Here is an 18,979-nt window from a genome sequence, read left to right as displayed (position 1 = left end):
TACGTAGTACTTAGCACAGATGAATCCCGATAGGGAATTCATCTAAAAGCTATACTTGATCTTTGCATAGAGTGATCTTCCTTCTGTAGCGTAACCGTAGCTTGACTGGTAGTCTTTATCAAAGATGTTTCTTGCATTTAGACTTAGGTCAACATCATTGATAATTTCTGTACTGAAGTTTGCGTTCCATACGGTGTAGTTACCAGTACTTTGTCCAAACTCTTCTCTGTCACCTATATACTGTGCATTGATACCAAAATGTGTATCGTTTATAGTGTAGTACTCTAAAGAAGCATTCAATGTATCTTTTGCACGTCTGATATGGTCTGTTCCATCTTCTGCATCATAATCAAAGAGATGGGTATAGTTTGCAGAGAATGTAATATTGTATGGATCAAATACATATGAACTTGTTATTTCAAGTCCAGAGAACTTTTCTATGCCATTGGTGTTCTTATACTCTGCTGGCCATGTACCATCTATATACACAATTCCATCTTCTACTTCAATATTAAAATAGCTAATAGAGATAAGATCTTTATAACTAGCAGAAATATCATATCCTTTTGTATAAGCAGGTTTCAAAATATCAACGGTAGGTGATTGATTTGCAAGTTGGTATGAACTTGGAGAATCATACGAAGTATAGTAGTTTGCAGAAGTTGTGAAGCCTTCATAAAAGTCATGATTATGTTTGAATCCAATTTTATAAGTAGTCTTGTCATCAAATTCATCATAGTTATCGTATCTTAGATTTGTTTCCAAAAGAGTGTTTTCATTGATGTCGTATATGTTAGAAACAAATATTGCTTTGTTAATATAACTTGCTTTATTTTCTGCATAAGTGTTGAGTTGGCTGAATCCATCTATATCTTTATACTCCAATCCTAAAATCATTTTCCCTTTTTCGTATTGGTATGCATTGATGAGGGAGTACTCTTTGAGATTTGCTTTATAGACATTTTGGTTGTCCATGTAGTAATAGGTGTAATAGACCCTATTGTATTCACCTTTACTTGCATTGAAAATAGCACTATAGTTGTCCAGGTTGAAGTGATAGTTCAAGGCATAGTTAGTTTGATCTGATGTACTGTTACTGTAATCATCATCTGCTTGAGAGACAGAGAAGCTGTCATCATACTCAGTATCTGTTTTAATGCGGTTATAGCTAAGGTTTAGTTTGTTATTTGCATCAAAAGCATATCCGAATTTTATATTATAGTTTTTATTTTCATAGCCATCTTCTTCTGCTGATCTTGGAGCCAATGCAGAAAAACCATCCGTTTTGAGATAGGAAGCAAGAACTTGTGCTGTGATCTTTTTATCACTGTACGAAAGATCGGCATCAGTACCTCTAGTGTTGTATGAACCGTAGTTTAATGCGAGTGAACCATGGATACCATCTTTGGCTTCTTTGGTAATGATGTTGATGACACCTGCAGAAGCATTGGAGCCCCAGATACTGCTTGCACCACCTTTGATGATCTCGATTTGGTCTATGTTACTTGTTGTAAGACTATCAAGAAGGGCTGTACCATTTGTAGTACTTGGGTCGTTGAGACGCATGCCGTCTAAGAGTACGAGGACTTTACCTGAGTCCGCACCTCTTACGAAAAATGAACTCTGCTGTCCAAGGCCACCAGAGTTAGTAACCGAGATTCCAGCTACAGTGTTGATGGCTTGTGCAACAGTTTGATATCCATTTTCTTCTATCTCTTCGGCTGTAATCACTGTGACATTTGAAGTGGTGTTTTGAATGGATTGTGTTGTTTTAGTGGCTGAGACTATCGTGATAGGTTCGAGTGTTTCGTCTGCGTGCGTGTGTGTTGTCAGTAGTAGTGTAGCCGTGATAAGGCTGAGTGACTTGAATGTCATAGGTTGTTCCTTGTTTATTTTGTATGTAATATTGTTTTAATTAGTAAAAAATGGATAAACAGGGAGGGGAAGTTTTATATTCGTGGTAGATAAAGGCTTTTTTATGGTACTGAAAATTGCTGTCGATCCAACACAACTTTGAAAGTGTGGAGTACATAGCGATGACGGCAAATGAAAAGTAGTTTTTACTGTGGCCTCTAAGATGTTTCATGAGCGGATTGTACAGAAAAATTCTTTATGTTATACTTATTCAACTTCTGAGTATCGTCATCTCATAATCGTACAAAGTACGCCACCTGTCATGGTGAACGACCTTGCACCCCACTTACGCTTTAGCGACAGGGGTATCGTCATTTAGTGCCAGAAAATCTAGCGATTCGAGAACTGTGACGATTTTTTGTTTCGTTTTTTCTAAAAAAACGCCCTGAACGAAGTGAGGAAGTGCCCTTGGGGTAGAAAGGGGAAACAACTCCACAGTTTGGTGTGTGTGGAAGTTGTGTAAAACTAAAAAAATGGATAATTGATGAATTACAGTGACTGGTTTGAAGCACATGGACAAAAACACAAGAAGATCATGAAGAAATTGGAAGCCTTGAGCGATGATGAAGTCATCGCATACTTCAGGTTTGAAAATATGGTAGAAAAAGAGCCCGATTTTTGTTTCCTTTATAAAGAGAATAAAAAGTGTCATGAGATGGAAGATCTGAATTGTTACCTTTGTGCCTGTCCCAACTTTCGTTTTGATGATAAGGGGCTTTCCAAAGAGGGGAATCAAGTGCTCTACAGTACTTGCAGTATAGCGTCTAAAGATGGTGCGCAGTTTGTTTCTGATGATGCGATACATCAAGATTGCAGTGGCTGTACAGTACCACACCATGTAGACTATATCAAGAAACATTTTTCAAGAGACTGGTTCTCCATCATGAGAAAGGTTAAACAAAATCAAGTATAATCGCTTTAAATTATTTTATTCGATGATAGGAGATTTCAATGGCTATTGAAACAGTGACAAGTACAGACGCATTTAAACAATTGGTAACAGATGTTACTTCACAAGCAGGATACAAAGAGCCTATCGCATTTGGTATCGCAAGAGTGGATAGAGGTCAGAAAAATGCTGAGAAAATACTTCAGGCGAACTTTGGACTCATCAACTGGAAAGAGAACTTCGGAAGTGCTGCAGTATTTATAAAAGCATTGCAGGAAGCAAAATGTGATGTAGATTTTTCAGGGACTGAATTTGTTGCAACGATCAACGATAACTTTGTAGAAAATGCTATGGCAGCATTTGCTCCGTATGTTGCAGAAGCTACAGGTGATGCACATAAAAATGTACAAGTGATCAAAACACTTGCACATATGGAAGATATTGGTAAAAACTTTAGAATCGTATTTTTGTTCGAAGATGCGAATCCTGGATCTGTAGAAGCAGTATATCTTAAACTTTATGCACTTTCTCAGAGTAAAGCAGAACTTAGAAAGATCAACCTCAATGGTGCATTTGGTATTTTGTCAAATGTGGCATGGGTAGGAAATACACCTTATGAACTTGATTACCTTAGAGAAAATGAGATCGAAATGAAACTGGGCGGTACGTATCCTGCTGTGGATGCTGTAGATAAATTCCCGAGATTCTTACAACATGTGATACCAGCAGATAATACACGTATCTTGGAAGCGTCTAAAGTACGTATGGGTGCACAGCTTGCAGCTGGTACAACAGTCATGCCAGGTGCATCATATATCAACTTTAATGCTGGAACACTTGGTCCTGTGATGGTTGAAGGTCGTATCTCTTCATCTGCTATCGTAGGTGCAGGTTCAGATGTAGGTGGTGGGGCTAGTATCCTTGGTGTCCTTTCAGGTACAGATGGAAATCCTATCAGCATCGGGGAGAACACACTACTTGGTGCAAACTCTGTAACGGGTCTTCCTTTGGGTGACGCATGTATCGTGGATGCGGGTATCACTATCTTGGCTGGTACGAAGATAAAGATCGCTCCAGAAGAGTTGGCTAAGATCTCTGCAGCCAACCCTGAAGCAACACTTGAAACGAAAACTATGTTTAAAGGTGCAGAGCTTCAAGGGCTTGACGGGATTCACTTTAGACAGGATTCGACTACGGGTGAGATCATTGCTCGAAGAAGTACGAGAGAAGTGAAGTTGAACGTTGAGTTGCACTAAATTATAAATATTAGGATTTTGTTTTGATACATTTCCTTTTATTTGAATTGTGAGTTTGTTTCTCTCTTTACTTTTCTAGAAAAGTGCCCATCGGAAATGCCCTTGGGGTAAAAACAAAAGTCGTCGTGGCTCTCGAATCGCTTTGCTTTCAAGGGCGTTCGCCACGACAAAGCACACTGATGTGTGATTTAATAAGGGGTTTTGGTATGCGTGTGGATAAATGGTTGTCGGCTGTGAATGTGGTGAAGCGTCGTACTATTGCTACGGATATGCTTAAATCTGGTGTTGTTTTGGTCAATGGCTTGAAGGCTAAAGCATCTAAAAATGTAGCTGTAGGAGATACAGTAACCATAGAGTATCTTAAAGGTCCGAAGTCTTATGAAGTGCTGCAAATACCAACAACCAAAACCATACCTAAAAGTCAAAAAGATGAATATGTCAAAGAGCTGTCAAATTAAATAGGAGAGAGTGATGGGTACTAAAGAAGAATTTGAAAGACTGTTTAACAATCAAATGGGTACAGAGGAGGCAAGGGCTTTTCTTGTAGCACTGTATGAAAAAGGTGAAAGCGGCAGTGATATCGCTGCAGCTGCTTCAGTCATGCGCGAACACTCCATTAAACTCTCTTTATCTGATGCACTGAAAGAAAAAGCCATCGACGTGGTCGGAACAGGTGGAGATAAAAGCGGAAGCTTTAACATCTCTACCACTGTGTCGCTTCTTCTGGCTTCTTTGGGTCGTGTTGTGGCTAAACATGGAAACAGAAGTGTGACTTCCAACTCTGGCTCAACAGATGTTCTTGAAGCACTGGGCATTAACCTGGATCTTAGCATAGAGAATAAAATAAAAATGCTTGAAGAGACAGGTTTTTGTTTTTTCCCTGCAACCGATCATCATCCTGCGATGAAACACATCATGCCCATACGTAAGTCTATAGAGCATAGGACTATCTTTAACATTCTTGGACCATTGACAAATCCTGCCGGAGCAGAGAAATACCTTTTAGGGGTATTTGACCCTTCCTTCGTTAAACGTATCGCTGATGCACTGGTTGAATTGGGTGCGAAACGTGCCTGTGTTGTCAGCAGTCATGATGGTATGGATGAGATCTCACTTGCGTGCAACTCTTCTTTTGCCTATGTGGAGTCAAACCGTATATTAGAAGGTGAGATCAATCCGGAGACATTTGGATTTAAACTCGCACCTAAAGAGGCCATCTTGGGTGGAGATGCAAATTTTAATGCACAGATCACACGCGATATATTTTCAGGTAAAGAAAAGGGTGCAAAAAGAGATATTGTGCTGCTAAATGCAGCCTTCGCACTTTTTGTAGACGGCAATGTACGTGACATAGAAGAAGCGATAGAGATGGCTAAAAGCGGACTTGATAGTGGCAAAGCCAATGAACATTTAAAGCTGATGGCTAAGATAAGTCAACAATTGGCAGGATAGATCCGGGAGTACACAGGGGTCCTCCTCTACGGAATGGAGAAAACATGACTAAAGAAATAGAAGCATCATTAGAGGAACTGGATAAAGTTGTCAGTTACTTGGATGCAACACTTCCTTCTGATACGATCGTATTTTTAAGAGGTGATCTGGCTGCAGGAAAGACGACACTTACACAAGCCATAGCAAAAGCAAAAGGGATCGAAGGTGAAGTGACTTCTCCGACCTTTTCTTTACAACAGTGTTATGGTGCAAAAGATGGCAGTAGTCTGTATCATTATGACCTCTATCGTTTAGATCACGAAGAATTTATGCAGATGGGGCTTTTTGAAGAGTTTGAAAAGCCGGGGTGGCACATGGTAGAGTGGGGCTCGGATGAACTTAAAGCCTTTTTAGAAGGTGTAGGTTATAATGTTGCAACCATAGAGATAGAGTCCCAAAAAAACAGTAGAATTTATAGGATAGACGTATGACGCATACACTTGAAGCCAAAGGCCTTGCCAAAACTATTAAAAAAACAAAGTTAGTGCATGATATCTCTCTAAATGTGAAGAGTAAAGAGATCGTAGGGCTTCTTGGTCCCAATGGTGCGGGAAAGACCACTTCATTCTACATGGTATGTGGATTAACTGATGCTACAGAAGGCCAGGTTTTTTTGGATGGTGAAGATGTCACAAGACTGCCTTTAAGTGCCCGTGCACAAATGGGTATAGGGTATTTGCCTCAAGAGTCCAGCATTTTTAAAGACTTGACTGTAGAAGAAAATTTGCTCATTGCAGTTGAAGCATTAGGCCTGGATAAAGAGAAGGTTCAGCCACGCATTGAAAAACTGCTTGAGATCTTCAACATCGAACCTATCCGTGCCCGTCTTGGGATCCGCCTCAGTGGGGGAGAGAGAAGAAGGGTTGAGATTGCAAGAGCATTGGTAGGTGAACCAAAATTCTTACTTCTGGATGAACCTTTTGCCGGTGTTGACCCTATAGCCGTTTTGGATATACAAAACATTATCAAACAACTGGTGGATCTTGATATGGGTATTCTCATTACAGACCATAATGTGCGTGAAACACTGGGTATTTGTGATCGAGCCTATGTGATGCGAAGCGGTGAAATGTTAGCGACAGGTACCAGTGATGAAGTCGCCAATGATGAGAATGTACGTAAGCATTATCTTGGTGAACACTTTACGTTTTAGGATGAAGTGCTACGTACTAACTGTTACGAATGATTGGAATGCTTATTGAGATTATCTGAGATCAAAACTCTTTTAGACAATGAAGTTGAAGCTAGAAACAACAGTGCTGAACTCTCTTTTGACAAGCCTGACCCCCTTCTTGTTGCATCACAATACCAAGATGAATCTATAGCACTGATTTGTGCATTGTTTGGCTATGGTAATGTAGGGCTTATCGTCCGATTTTTGCAAAGTTTGGATTTTTCTTTATTGGACTGCAGTGAAGAGGAGATAAGAAAAGCACTCTCTTCCCACTATTATCGTTTTCAAAAAAGTGAAGATGTCGCTGCCCTCTTCATCGCATTGAAACGTCTAAGATCTGAAGAGAGCATTGAAAATATTTTTTATACCGCCTACAAAAAAGAAGAAAATATTTTAGATGGTTTATGGCATTTTATAGAGACGTTACAATCGGTGTATCCTAGAAACACACGTGGTTATAACTTTTTAATAGGTTCCATACCCAAAAAAGTACTTTCAGCAGGGACCTACAAGCGCTATATGATGTACCTGCGCTGGATGGTACGCAAAGATGCTTTGGATATGGGTTTATGGTCTAAGATAGATAAAAAAGATCTGCTTATGCCTCTTGACACCCATACGTTTCAGGTTTCAAGACGTTTAGGCTTACTCAAGCGTAAAACGTACGATATGAGAGCCAGTATAGAATTGACAGATACTTTGCGTACCTTTGATCAAAAAGATCCCATCAAATATGATTTTGCACTTTATCGTCTGGGACAGGAGAAATTGGCGTAGATTTAGAGGTTTCCTAAGGTGAAAAAAGGTATAATCCCGCAATATAAACTTACAAGAGGATGTTTTAATGGAAGGTGTATTTACTTACCTAGGCGCTATTTTCGGTCACGGACAATCGATGTTTGTTGCACACTTGGTTTTAGTGGCAATTATTATAATCGCAATAGCAAAAATGGCAACAAAGAGTCTTAGAGCGGTACCAACAGGTACACAAAATGTTTTAGAGGCGTACCTTGGTGGTGTGATCGCTATGGGTAAAGATGTGATCGGTGAAGAACTTGCGAGAAAGTACCTTCCACTTGTTGCAGCGGTTGGACTCTTTATATTTGTGTCTAACGTGATCGGTATTATCCCAGGATTTGAAGCGCCGACTTCAAACATCAACATTACCTTACCTTTGGCACTTTTAGTATTTTTCTACTACAACTACGAAGGTATCAGAGAGAATGGTGTGATCAAATACTTTGCTCACTTTGCAGGACCTGTTAAAATATTGGCACCGTTAATGTTCCCGATCGAAATTGTTTCTCACATTTCAAGAATCATTTCACTTTCATTCAGACTTTTCGGTAACATTAAAGGGGATGACCTTTTCTTATGGGTACTTCTTATGCTAGTACCTTTCATTGCACCGCTTCCTGCATACCTTTTACTGACGTTCTCTGCATTACTTCAAACGTTTGTATTTATGATCCTTATCTATGTGTACCTTGCGGGTGCCGTAGCTGTGGAAGATGATCACTAAGATCATCATAGGATACCAAAAATGAGACTGCAAAACGGACCATTAAGTTTTGTAGTCAACTTTCTCTTGGGCGTAGCATGGGCGGCTGTCCTGCTAGGTGCCATCACATCATTTCTCGCTTTTTATCCGGAGAGTTTACTCTTTGCATTTCTATCTGCCTTTATGGGCGCACTGCCGGGTATGATATCCGTACTTTTACTGGAACATATCATCACAGGCAAAGAACGCTATATAGAACTGCAAAAACAGACAGTACTGCTTGAAAAACTTCTTGAGCAAAAAGAGAAAAACGACCTGCAATGATCAGTTATGCTATCACTGACCCTTCTACCTTAGATTTCAACCATTTAGAACGTGACCTCAAAAGATTTTCCCAAAAAGCTTCTATGATCGTCTATAGAGACAAATCCAATGTTTCTAAGCATGGAGCTGATTTCGTACAAGCAGCGAAAGTATTTGATTTTGAACAAGTCATCATTCATGGTGACCCTTCAATGGCAAAAGCTTCAGGAGCTGACGGAGTACATTTAAGCAGTCTGCAACTGGGTGAAATCGCTGATGCAAAAGCGATGAACCTCTTCGTTGTTGTCAGTACGCATACGATAGATGAGCTCAAAAAAGCTGAAATATTAGGTGCAGACATGGCAACTTTCAGCCCGATCTTTGAAACCCCAAATAAAGGCGCACCTGTCGGTTTGGAAGCGTTGAGATCTGTTACGTCTCAAGTGCATATGCCGGTGTTGGCATTAGGAGGAATTTTGACAGAGGAACAGATCATAGCGTGTGAAAGATCCGGAGCAAGCGGTTTTGCTTCAATCCGTTATTTTGGAGAGTAAGAATGTTACGTATCAGTTGTATACTTATCTCTTGCATGCTTATCTTTTTTTCACCGCTTCTACATGCGAAAGTGTTAGTAGGAGATTTCAGTGTTGAGTTTGGTATATTTGGTCAAGTAGGGAAGGTGCATGCCGTGCTGACATCGGGTGACAAATATTATGTGATAGATGCAAATGTATCTGCGGAAGGCATAGCAAAAGCAGTGACAGATAACCTTAAAGAGAGACATATCTCAAAAGGGCACGTTGTAAAAGGTTTTCTGGTGACAGATATGTATCAGATGATAAAATCTTTTGGTCCCTATACGACTACTACGATATACAGTGTAAACCATAGAACAAAGAGAGTTACACGACAGTATAAAAAGTGGAAGTACGATAAGCAGATCATCAATGACAAAGAGACACTTGATTATTATGCTAAAGATGACTTGTTGACCCTTTTTTTAAATCTTCCATTACACATTAAAGAAAAATATAGACCTAAAAAGTATCACTTTAAAGCTGTAGGTGAAGACCGTAAAAATGGGCGTGTTGACATTACCATACCTTCCAAGAAAGCTTTAAAAGAGATCATACATTTTGTAGGGGAAGGTCAAGAGGAAGATTGGTACAGTACGGTGGTGATGCATCGAAAACTTTATCATAGTAAACAAGGTGAACTTGATGTAAGGATAGGCAAAGAGGGGCTGGTAGAAAAAGCAGTCTTGAAAGATCTGATCTTCTTTGGAGATGTACGTATCATCAAGCAATAGCAGAGAATAAACTCTCTTAAATAACCAAAACGCTATAATCTATCTTATTAAATACGCGTTATATGTATAAGGATACTTACTATGTTTGAAACCGTCATCGGTCTTGAAGTTCATGTTCAACTTAACACTAAAACAAAACTCTTTTGCTCTTGTCCTACCTCTTTTGCAGAACATCAAAATACGAATACCTGTCCTACCTGTTTAGCGCTTCCGGGGGCTTTACCGGTGGTCAATAAAGAAGCTGCGATCAAAGCGATGAAACTTGGATATGCGATCAATGCAAATGTAAACCATGATTCTACATTCGATAGAAAATCTTATTTTTATCCGGACAGTCCATCGGCGTATCAGATCACACAATTAACCAAAGCGATCGTGCAGAAAGGCGAACTCTTTATAGACCTTGCAGATGGTACACAAAAACGTATCGGCATGACACAGGCCCACCTTGAAGCAGATGCTGGAAAAAATATGCATGAGGGTGACCACTCTAAAGTAGACTTGAACCGTGCAGGAACACCTCTGCTTGAGATCGTATCTGAACCAGATATGAGAAGCTCTGATGAAGCGGTAGCCTATTTGAAAAAACTTCACTCTACTGTACGTTATCTTGATATCTCTGATGCAAATATGCAAGAGGGATCGTTTAGATGTGATGTAAACGTTTCCATTCGTCCTAAAGGACAAGAAGCATTTGGTACAAGGGTTGAGATCAAGAACATTAACTCATTTAAATTCGTGGCTGCTGCCATTGGGTATGAAGTCCAAAGGCAGATCGAAGCGTATGAAGATGGTGTGTATGAGCAGGAGATACATCAGGAAACACGTCTTTGGAACGTGGAAGAGGGTGTTACAAAGTCTATGAGAGGAAAAGAGGAAGCTGCAGATTACCGTTATTTCCCGGACCCGGATCTTCGTCCGCTTATCGTGACGGATGAGATGATAGCCGAAGCAAAGATCATGCCGGAGCTTCCGGATGCGAAAGCAAAACGTTATATAGAAGAGCTTGGACTCAAATCCTATGATGCCCATGTGATCACTTCGGATAAGGAGATGGCTTACTACTTTGAAGAGATGCTGGAAAATGGGGCAGTGCCTAAGACGGCTGTAACCTGGTTGACCTCTGAACTTCTTGGGCGTTTAAATAAAACAGGTCTCACTATAGAAGATTCACCTGTAGATGCCAAAGCGCTGGGTACATTGGTTTCTAAAATTACGGATAATACTATCTCTGGAAAAGGTGCCAAAGAGATCCTTGATCATATGATGGAAAATGAGAGCCGTGACATCGATGCATTGATCGAAGAACTTGGACTTGCCCAGGTGAGTGATGATGGCGCTATTTTGGCTATCATCGATGAGATATTGGCGGACAATCAAGACAAGGTTGAACAGTATAAAGGTGGTAAAGAGAAACTCTTTGGTTTCTTTGTCGGGCAAACGATGAAAGCAAGTAAAGGGTCTGCGAATCCTGCTAAGGTCAATGAGTTGCTGAAGCAGAGACTAGGGTAAACACCGTACATACATGGGGTGAACCATGGATGAACATTTTGGGAGGTAGAAACATATGCATGATTTCATAGTGAAACTCTCGCACAAGATAGACGGTTCTGTACGCTATCAAAAGATAAAATCATTTTTCCGTTCACTGCTTGAAGATGTAACCTACCCCTATAAAAAGTACTTTGATGCATTTATGATCATGCTCATTGTGCTTTCTATTTCTATACTTATTTTGAGTAAAACAGATAAAATCCCTGAGTGGCTTGTGGAATTCGATCTCTATTTTGTGACCAGTATCTTTGCAGCGGAGTATCTGCTTAGATTGTGGATCAGCCATGATATCCATAAATATCTCGTCTCTTCAGCTTCTGACTCCAGTAGTTCTGAACGATACTGGGCAGTTTTCAAATCTAAATTACGCTATATGATGTCCCTGCCCGCACTTATCGATCTTATAGCTATTTTCCCGAAATTTAGAATTTTGCGGCTGTTAAAACTGTATCACTATATGCATGGGGCATCGAGCCTTTTTAATGCATTACTTAAAAAACGTTTTGAATTTGTTTTTTTAGGCTATATGCTTTTGGGTGTCACTTTTACCTTTGGTTCTATATTTTATCTGCTTGAATTTGGTATTAATACGTCATTAGATTCTTATTTAGATGCTATTTATTGGGCATTGGTGACCATCTCTACAGTAGGTTACGGTGATATTGCTCCTGTGACTGAATTAGGCAAAGTGGTATCTATGTTTGGTATCATTTTTGGTATCGCCATGATCTCATTTGTAACATCTGTGATGGTCTCTGCCTTTTCTGAGAGATTTGATGAACTGCGTAACCAGGACAGTATCAACCATGTACACAAAATACAAAATGTAGTTATCATAGATGGATATGGACATTTGGGAACAACGATCGCGAAAAAACTAAAAATACATAAAATGTATGAACCCGTTATCATAGAGAATGATGAAAAGAAAGCGACTAAAGCACAACAAGATGGTTATCAAGTGATACATGCAGATGGTTCATCTGCAAAGATGGTTAAAACACTGTATGAAAGAGGAAATATCGTAGCGATGCTTACGTTAAGCAGTTCAGATATCAATAATATCTACTTTATACTCAATGCAAAAAGTGTAGAGTCACAGTCTATCGTGTATGCACGTATGAATCAAGTTGAGTTACGTCCACAGTATGAAGCGACAAAAGTAGATGGTCTGGTCGAGCCTTATGATGTGATCGATACAAGAGCTTTCCATTATTTGAAAAAACACAGTGAAGAAGAGAAGAAAAATATTTCCTTTTTTGGGTATACCCATAAGAGTAGCCATATCTGTAAAATGCTCAAAGAAGAAGGGATAGAAGTGACGATCTATGAGATCGGAAATGAGAGTTATGAAGCAGCCAAAGATGATGGTTTTACCAATGTCATCCTTATTGATAAAAACAATAGTGAAACTCCGGATATCAATGATGGGATTGCAGTGTGTGCGATGAATGATGAAGCTTTAAATGTCTACTACAGCATTACCCTGCGTGCCAATGGATTTAAAGATGAAATCGTGGCACTCTCTGATACGAAAGAAGACAATAGAAAATTCCTTTTGGCAGGTGTGAGCAAAATATTTGATATGTATGATGAAAGTGCTTCACAGTTTGTAGAAATGATTGAAAATAAGGTAAAAAGGGTAGAGAGATGAAATTAGCTATTATTGGTGCAGGTAAGTGGGGACAGGCATTGTATCATGCGTATAGTCAAGATAATGATGTAGTGATCTCTTCTCGTCATACTAAAGAGATTGAAAACTTTGTGTCTATGAGTGAAGCTTTAAAGTGTGAGTATCTGGTGATCGCTATCCCTGCACAGTATGTTCGTGGATGGATGGAAGAGAATTTTGTGGATCATGGACAAAAGATACTTGTTGCTGCCAAAGGGATAGAGACAAGTACGGGTGCATTTTTGAATGAAGTCTATGGCGAGTTTGTCTCTGCAGATAGACTGGCTTTTATCTCCGGTCCCTCTTTTGCAGCAGAAGTACAACAGTCACTCCCTACTGCGCTGAAGATAAGCTCTACCAATAAAAAACTGGCACAAACCTATGCAGATGCTTTACCAAGCTTCATCAAAGGGTATGTAGATGATGATGTTATAGGTGCAGAGATCTCTGGTGCATATAAAAATGTCATTGCTATTGCCGGTGGTGTTTGTGATGGTCTGGGGCTGGGAAATAATGCACGGGCCGCACTGATTTCCAGAGGTTTAGTAGAAATGACACGTTTTGGAGAAGCTTTTGGTGCGAGACTGGAAACATTTCTCTCCCTGGGCGGGGCAGGCGACCTTTTCCTTACAGCAAGTTCCACACTCTCACGTAACTACCGTGTGGGACTTGGCCTTGCCAAAGGTAAGAGTATGGATGAGATCCTCGAAGAGCTAGGAGAAGTAGCTGAGGGTGTACCAACCGCTAAAGCCATCTATAAAATCTCAAAAGACAAAGAGATCTATCTTCCTATCGCAGCAGAGGTCTATGCAATGATTGAAGAGGGTAAAGATCCTTTGGAGAGTGTGAAAGACTTACTGGATTAAAGAGAAGTTCGATATAGTATTTTAGGAGAATAAAATATGCAGCATAAGTTTACATTTTGTCTTATCATGTGCATGTTGACTGTTCTTTTTGCTGACGAGATCAAATTACCCACCCATGAAATACATTTTACTGGACAAAAACATTTCGAGGAATCTGATCTACAAGATGCTTTAGGTGTGACAACACCAAGTTTTTTTCAATTTTGGAAAGACGACACCCCTCGCATCAAAGATAAACTCATACCTTCATTAAAACTTTCATTAAAAAGCTTTTATGACTCTGAAGGCTTTTATGATGCCAACTTTACCATTCAAGAGACCAATACGACCATTTTTGTGACCATTAGTGAGAATGAACCTGTTAGAGTGAGAGATATCAATATCTCCAGTGATTACCCTATCTCTTCACTGATCACTATGAAAAAGGGTGATATCTTCAGGGCTGAAACATTTATATCGATAAAAAGCAAAATGATCGCACAGTTACTCAAAGAGGGGTATTGCAGTTATGACTTGGACACTAAAGCCTATGTGGATCTGGATCTGCATAGCGTTGACCTGCGTTACAATTTACACAAGGGTGGAGTATGTACTTTTGGAAAATTAACCACATCAGGATTGGAAACCATAGACGAGAATGTTATCAATTCACGTGTAAAAGCCAAAGAGGGTGTAAGATATAGTACAGACCTTATACAAGATACATCCAATAAACTGTATGGACTCAATGCCTTTGACAGTGTGCTTATCAACGTAGATAAAAAGTTTTACAATGTGGTTCCTGTAGATATCACCTTTACAGAGATGGGAAAACCCTACCATTTGGAAGCTGGTGCAGGCTATGATACATATGTAGGAGTGCGTGTACTTGGAGAGATCACTAAAAATAATTTTATGGGTAATGCTCAGAGCTTAAAATTAAAAGCTTCTTGGTCTCAAAGAGAGCAATCGATCATGGTGGGTTATTTTAAACCGGCATTTATGGATATCTTGGGTTATAACACGGATCTGGGTGGAAGGTTAGGGTACTCCAATTTGGAGTTTGATGGATTCAAAGAGGAAAAAACATTGACCAGAGCATATCTGGAGCATGAAGAGGGAAGGGTAACGTTAAGAGCAGGTGTTGCTTTGGAAGATATTATTATCACTAAATTAGAGAACCTTGATCCAGGCGCTGAGTTGTCACAAGCGGTCACGGAGGGTAATTTCCCTCTTTTATATCCTTATGTGGATTTTGTTTACGATGCCAGAGATTCTAAACTCAATCCAAAATATGGGTATTACCTTTCTGCTTACGGTGAATTTGGCCTCTCCTATGATGAAGAAGCCAGTGTCTATTTGAAAACATTGTTTGAAGGCAGGATCATCCATACATTTTCTGACCTTACGCTTGCAGCTGTAGGAAAGGTAGGTATTGTTGATGTTTCAACACAGAATGGTTTGCCTGAATCGAAGTATTTTTTTGGAGGAGGTGCGTACTCTAACCGTGCATACGGTTTTAGAGAACTAGGTGTGATCATTTCTCCTACAGAAGATACCATTAATGGAGCTTCAACCATGGCCAATCTCTCTTTGGAAGCGGATTATCCTGTTTGGGGTGATGTCTATGGCGCACTCTTTACGGATAATACGATGCTTACAGATGAAAGTTATAATTTTAAAGGAGAAATCATTACTGCCGTGGGACTAGGGGCTAGGTATATGACACCTATAGGCCCCTTTAAACTGGATGTTGGTTTCAATGCCAATGATTTCTCACAGTATGGTATTTCATTTCAGATAGGACAATCGTTTTGAAAGGCTTATTATTTTACAGACCATTGCTTTGGATGAGAAAGGTTGTTGTGTATCTATTGATAACCGCTATAGTCTTGGGGCTTGTTCTGTATTTTATAGTCAATTCTGCATTGGTTGTCAGAAAAGTGGCTAATATCTATGCCCCGGATTATAATATTTCTTACAGTCGTATCCATGGGAATGTACTTACGGGAGTCATGATAGAAGATTTGGCTTATCATGATGATTCTCTTGCTAAACATATTACTTTGAAATGGAATCCTGCCGGACTCTTTAAGAAAACAATCATTGTCAATACACTTCAGATAGAAAAAGCCAATGTAGATACGATCAAAACACTTATCGCTTCTTTCTCTTCTGCAGAAAATAATGAGAGCAATGAAACCAGTACATCTGAGCCTTTGGGTATGGGTGTAAGTGTACATCATGCATCACTGAGTCTTGAACCCTTTGTTGAACAGGGTATCACTGTTTCAGATGTTAGGTTGAATATAAATGACTTAGCGTATACAAGTGATAGTCTGGATGTACGTGCATTGGATCTGCATGCAGACACAAATGTAACGGATATAGATGTGGATGCAAGCTTGAAAGATGGGCATGTTCATGTCAAAGAACTGACCATAAAAGAGGTGGATGCACTTGCACTGCAAGCACTTTTTCTCCCGGACAGTCATGAGAGTAATGAAAGTGATGTAGTCATTGGGATAGATGAGAATGCGAGTAAAGATAAACCAGTGAATCCACTTATCCCTCAATGGGTACATTTAGACAAATTAGAGATCAGTATACTTCCTTTTTTATATGATCCTGTAGTGTTAAAATCGTTAAATTTAAGCGGAAGGGATGCTGTTTTTGATGTAGAGAAACTTCTACTGCAAAAGGCTAACCTGGATATGCATATCAGCACCAATCTCAGTGATATACGTTATAAAACAAGGGTGAAGAACAATAAGCTCATTGGAAAAGTCGATTTTAAACCTAAAAAAGCACTCTTTAAACTCTATGAACTTCCAATAAGAAGAGAAGCTGTAGGGGATATTGTTTTAGATTTAAATATATCTAGATCACTGGTAAGCTCAGATCTGAAGATAAAGATGGAACAGATACTTAAGGCTGATGAAAATGATTTTAATTTTGATATCGACGATCTACATGTCAATGTGAAGTATGATATCGAAAAAAGCAGTCTAAAGGCTCAGAGCGTTCTACTGCTGACAACACCTTATGCAAAAGATGTTTTGCTGACCAATCTTTTTACGATGGATAAGCATATACGTTACAGTGGAGAGATACATGCCGATCAGTTCATAGGTATAGATGCAAAATTTGTAAAACCCCTGAACAATTTACAGATCAAATATAAAGGTGATACGCAAAGTATTAAAACGAATATCGAGTCTGATAATCTCAAGGGAACATTTACATCCTCTGATTTCAAAAAGGCTCAATTACATTTAGAGAATAAGCAGCCATTGCTGCTTAATGAATTTGTTGAACTACCTGCCGAACTGAACCAAACAAAAGCCAATATGGTCATAGATGCACCATTGCGTTTTGAAGAGAATACCACAATGTCAGCCTATGCGAAAATTGACTCTGATCTGGTGCATATAGATGCAAATGCTACGTATAAGGAAACATTACAGTTAAAGGCGATCATGCATATACCCAAAGAGTCACTTTTATACGTTTACAATGAAGAGATGAAATGGGATAGTCTAAATCCTATGAAGAGTGAGGTCATACTTCTGGACAATAGTATCGATGTTCTACTGACAGCCGGTACTATAAGCGTCAATGCACAGTATGACTTGAACAGTACTCAGATAGATGGAAAGGTAGTACTAGGAGGATTAAAGGCTGATGTATCTGGTAGTGTAGAAGATAAGATCACTGTAGATACGAAGATCAATTCCATGAAGACTTTGATCAATAGTGTTGAGAGTGTTTATACGCTTGGAGATATCCCTGTCGTGAAAGGCAGTGCAGAACTATCTGTTGCACTTTCGGAGATGAAAAATGTGGATATGACACTGAAGTCGCCACAGATCATCTATCAAGCAGACCGTAAAACAGAACATTATGTGAACGATATAGATCTGGCAGTCAATCTGCAAGATAAAAAAGTTGTATTGGACCGTTACAAATTTACCTATGCGGGGCAAAAACTTTTTTCTACCAAACCCTCAACAATATTAGTGAGTGATCAAAATGTCACTGTCGATCCTCTTTGGCTGAATGATGCATTAAAGGTGCTGGGTGCATATGATCTAAAAGAGAGAAATGGAACCATAGATGCAAAAGCGCAAAAGTTGCATATAGCACATGAGATCGTTGATCTAGATAGTGATGTCGATATTAAAACTGTACTCGATGGGAATAAAACATCGGTTAATGGAGTGATCACTCTTTTAGGCGGTAAGATACATTATGACCTAGGTCAAAAAACCTATGCTTCTGACAGTGATATCATTATCGTTCAAGATATGAAAGAGAAAGAAGCAAGTCCATTGATGGATAATCTCAGTGCCTTGGTACAGATAAAGACACAAAAACCGCTTATCTATAAAAAAGGCAATGTAGATATAAAAGCAGCAGTGGACCTGAGTGTATATAAGGCTGAAAAGTCAGAATTAATGCTTTTGGGTTCAGTAGAAATATTTAAGGGAGGGAGTTATACCTTCGAGGGTAAGAAGTTTATTTTGGATAAGAGTTATGTGCATTTTACAGGCAATCCAAATAAACCGCTTCTTGAAGTCAGTGTAGACTATAAGTCACTGCACCATCTTATCACCATTAAGGTCACAGGTTCGGCTGACACACCTAATATCACGTTCACTTCTAAACCTTCTTTGACTAAAGAACAGATATTGTCGATCATATTATTTGATTCAGAATCTGGCGCTGGAACGAACAGTGGTGAAGATATGATGAAAATGATGGGAGGCGCTATGGCAAAGTCAGCTCTTTCAAATCTGGGGGTACAGTTAGACTATCTTGTACTGGGTGAGGGTAGTGTAGAGGTAGGCAAAAAGTTGACAGATGAGATCACTATCATCTATGTGAATGATGAGGTCTCAAGTGTAAAACTTAAATATGAACATGGAAAACGCACTGAGAGTGTTATAGGTGTGAGTGAAGAGTCACAATCCTATGACATCCTCTATAAAAAGGATTTTTAATTATCTTGTTTACTTTATAACAACATGATATGTCATACAATCCTTATATAGAATACAAGGCTCCATGT

Annotated in this window: 17 protein-coding genes; 16 read left to right on the top strand and 1 reads right to left on the bottom strand. The window is 39.3% G+C overall.

What is annotated here, in order from left to right; translation table 11 throughout:
- Positions 1 to 42: 42 nt before the first annotated feature.
- Positions 43 to 1,875, bottom strand: a complete 1,833-nt coding sequence (locus LDM93_RS05155) for a TonB-dependent siderophore receptor (RefSeq protein WP_223891074.1) — start codon at positions 1,873 to 1,875, stop codon at positions 43 to 45.
- Between the two features lie 523 nt (positions 1,876 to 2,398).
- Between LDM93_RS05155 and LDM93_RS05150 the strand changes: the two genes are divergently transcribed.
- The 16 genes from LDM93_RS05150 to LDM93_RS05075 all read left to right on the top strand — a co-directional run bounded on the left by LDM93_RS05150 (position 2,399) and on the right by LDM93_RS05075 (position 18,911).
- A complete protein-coding gene (locus LDM93_RS05150) occupies positions 2,399 to 2,827 on the top strand; it encodes a cysteine-rich small domain-containing protein (protein WP_223891072.1) in 429 nt (142 codons plus the stop codon).
- Positions 2,828 to 2,865: 38 nt separating this feature from the next.
- Positions 2,866 to 4,059 carry a tetrahydrodipicolinate N-succinyltransferase N-terminal domain-containing protein gene (locus LDM93_RS05145; RefSeq protein WP_223891071.1) on the top strand — a complete coding sequence of 398 codons (1,194 nt, stop codon included), beginning with the start codon at positions 2,866 to 2,868 and terminating at the stop codon, positions 4,057 to 4,059.
- Positions 4,060 to 4,265: 206 nt separating this feature from the next.
- Complete coding sequence (locus tag LDM93_RS05140; protein ID WP_223891070.1) at positions 4,266 to 4,517, top strand: RNA-binding S4 domain-containing protein; 252 nt, start codon at positions 4,266 to 4,268, stop codon at positions 4,515 to 4,517.
- Between the two features lie 13 nt (positions 4,518 to 4,530).
- The gene (gene trpD, locus LDM93_RS05135; RefSeq protein WP_223891069.1) at positions 4,531 to 5,511 is read left to right on the top strand and encodes an anthranilate phosphoribosyltransferase; all 981 of its coding nucleotides are present in this window, start codon (positions 4,531 to 4,533) and stop codon (positions 5,509 to 5,511) included.
- 44 nt (positions 5,512 to 5,555) lie between these two features.
- The gene (gene tsaE, locus LDM93_RS05130; protein ID WP_223891068.1) at positions 5,556 to 5,981 is read left to right on the top strand and encodes a tRNA (adenosine(37)-N6)-threonylcarbamoyltransferase complex ATPase subunit type 1 TsaE; all 426 of its coding nucleotides are present in this window, start codon (positions 5,556 to 5,558) and stop codon (positions 5,979 to 5,981) included.
- A complete protein-coding gene (lptB, locus tag LDM93_RS05125) occupies positions 5,978 to 6,703 on the top strand; it encodes an LPS export ABC transporter ATP-binding protein (RefSeq protein WP_223891067.1) in 726 nt (241 codons plus the stop codon). Before tsaE ends, lptB begins: the two co-directional genes overlap by 4 nt.
- A 45-nt stretch (positions 6,704 to 6,748) precedes the next feature.
- Positions 6,749 to 7,501: a TIGR02757 family protein gene (locus LDM93_RS05120; protein ID WP_223891066.1), complete on the top strand. Its 753-nt coding sequence runs from the start codon at positions 6,749 to 6,751 to the stop codon at positions 7,499 to 7,501.
- 67 nt (positions 7,502 to 7,568) lie between these two features.
- Positions 7,569 to 8,246, top strand: a complete 678-nt coding sequence (locus LDM93_RS05115; RefSeq protein ID WP_223891065.1) for a F0F1 ATP synthase subunit A — start codon at positions 7,569 to 7,571, stop codon at positions 8,244 to 8,246.
- Positions 8,247 to 8,267: 21 nt separating this feature from the next.
- Positions 8,268 to 8,549 carry a hypothetical protein gene (locus LDM93_RS05110; protein WP_223891063.1) on the top strand — a complete coding sequence of 94 codons (282 nt, stop codon included), beginning with the start codon at positions 8,268 to 8,270 and terminating at the stop codon, positions 8,547 to 8,549.
- On the top strand, positions 8,546 to 9,082 hold the full coding sequence (locus LDM93_RS05105) for a thiamine phosphate synthase (RefSeq protein WP_223891062.1): 537 nt from the start codon (positions 8,546 to 8,548) through the stop codon (positions 9,080 to 9,082). The genes LDM93_RS05110 and LDM93_RS05105 overlap by 4 nt, the downstream gene beginning before the upstream one ends.
- A gap of 2 nt (positions 9,083 to 9,084) precedes the next feature.
- Entirely contained in the window at positions 9,085 to 9,837 is a 753-nt protein-coding gene (locus LDM93_RS05100) for a hypothetical protein (RefSeq protein ID WP_223891060.1), read from the top strand.
- A gap of 81 nt (positions 9,838 to 9,918) precedes the next feature.
- Positions 9,919 to 11,349: an Asp-tRNA(Asn)/Glu-tRNA(Gln) amidotransferase subunit GatB gene (gene gatB / locus LDM93_RS05095; protein ID WP_223891058.1), complete on the top strand. Its 1,431-nt coding sequence runs from the start codon at positions 9,919 to 9,921 to the stop codon at positions 11,347 to 11,349.
- Positions 11,350 to 11,404: 55 nt separating this feature from the next.
- Complete coding sequence (locus LDM93_RS05090) at positions 11,405 to 13,045, top strand: NAD-binding protein (RefSeq protein ID WP_223891056.1); 1,641 nt, start codon at positions 11,405 to 11,407, stop codon at positions 13,043 to 13,045.
- Positions 13,042 to 13,929, top strand: coding sequence for an NAD(P)H-dependent glycerol-3-phosphate dehydrogenase (locus LDM93_RS05085; protein ID WP_223891054.1), 888 nt, complete (start codon positions 13,042 to 13,044; stop codon positions 13,927 to 13,929). The genes LDM93_RS05090 and LDM93_RS05085 overlap by 4 nt, the downstream gene beginning before the upstream one ends.
- A 36-nt stretch (positions 13,930 to 13,965) precedes the next feature.
- Entirely contained in the window at positions 13,966 to 15,726 is a 1,761-nt protein-coding gene (locus LDM93_RS05080) for a BamA/TamA family outer membrane protein (RefSeq protein WP_223891053.1), read from the top strand.
- Positions 15,723 to 18,911, top strand: a complete 3,189-nt coding sequence (locus tag LDM93_RS05075; protein ID WP_223891051.1) for a translocation/assembly module TamB domain-containing protein — start codon at positions 15,723 to 15,725, stop codon at positions 18,909 to 18,911. Before LDM93_RS05080 ends, LDM93_RS05075 begins: the two co-directional genes overlap by 4 nt.
- Positions 18,912 to 18,979 lie beyond the last annotated feature (68 nt).

The organism is Sulfurovum sp. TSL6 (genome assembly GCF_019972115.1).
In the GTDB taxonomy this organism is placed as follows: Bacteria; Campylobacterota; Campylobacteria; order Campylobacterales; family Sulfurovaceae; genus Sulfurovum.
Note: the sequence above shows the minus strand (reverse complement) of the source record. Positions and strands in the feature narration are given on the sequence as shown.